Origin of the sequence: Shewanella sp. MF05960 (genome assembly GCF_050849305.1) — a bacterium.
Classification (GTDB): domain Bacteria; phylum Pseudomonadota; class Gammaproteobacteria; order Enterobacterales; family Shewanellaceae; genus Shewanella.
Genome location: NZ_JBOZPS010000058.1, coordinates 1 through 1,190, shown reverse-complemented (window position 1 = coordinate 1,190; position 1,190 = coordinate 1). Strand labels below are relative to the sequence as shown.

The following is a 1,190-nucleotide window of genomic DNA, read 5'->3' as shown; positions in this document are numbered from 1 at the left end:
TGGGAAAGTGGTCTGCGAAGACTGCCGATAGTAATGCAGGTAAAGGAGGCTAGAAAAAGCAAATGCCGCATTGTAATGATGTGGATACAGGTTGTTATCTGGCGCGAAAGCGAGCTGACTTCTAGCTGGTCTCCCGTTGCAAGATGATTTGAAGAACTTTATTCAAGGAGAAACGCAAATGATGGCTTCAAACGAAGCTAGTGCCTCTTCTGACAGCACTCAATGGCAATCCATTAACTGGAAGGCTGTTAAGCAACATGTATTAAAGCTTCAAATGCGCATTGCAAAAGCAACCCGAGAAGGTAAACACGGTAAGTCGAAAGCATTGCAGTGGATACTCACCCACTCTACATCAGCAAAATTGCTTGCTGTTAAAAGAGTTTCTCAAAATAAAGGCAGCAAAACACCAGGAATTGACGGCATCATTTGGAACACTGATGCTCGTTGTATGACTGCGGTGAATCAACTGAGTCGAAAAGGCTATCATGCCAAACCGCTCAGGCGTATCTACATCCCCAAGAAAAACGGCAAACTCAGACCTTTAGGCATTCCCTGCATGATAGACAGAGCGCAGCAAGCGCTTCATCTTCTCGCTTTGGAGCCTATTTCGGAAACGGTAGCCGACCTTAATAGCTATGGCTTTCGACCTAATCGAAGCGCAGCAGATGCAATTGCACAGTGCTTCAAATGTTTATGTATGAAGCGCTCTAGCCAATGGGTTCTTGAGGGTGACATCAAAGCCTGTTTCGATAAGATTGGTCATCAATGGCTTATCGACAACATTCAATTAGATAAACGAATGCTGAAACAATGGCTTGGATGTGGTTATATTGATAAAGGATTGTTCTATAAAACAGCTGAAGGAACACCACAAGGTGGGATCATATCGCCTACGCTTATGTTGCTCACGCTGGCTGGGTTAGAACAGTTGGTTAAGTCTATTGCCCGTAAAACAGGGAATAGGGTCAACTTTATCGGATACGCAGACGATTTTGTCATCACAGGTTCTTCGCAAGAAGTCCTAGTTAATGAAATCAAGCCGCAACTCATTGGCTTTCTACAGGAAAGGGGCTTAACACTCTCTGATGAGAAAACACACATTACTCATATCAATGATGGTTTTGACTTTCTGGGATTCAATATCAGGAAGTACAACGGCAAACTGCTCATTAAACCGAGCAAGAGCAACG

At 43.9% G+C, this 1,190-nt stretch carries 1 protein-coding gene; it reads left to right on the top strand.

The annotated features are described in order from the left end of the window. Nucleotides 1-178 precede the first annotated feature (178 nt). Nucleotides 179-1,190, top strand: a 1,012-nt coding sequence (locus ACROAE_RS20565; RefSeq protein WP_432406180.1) for a reverse transcriptase domain-containing protein, incomplete at its 3' end; no start/stop codon positions are given.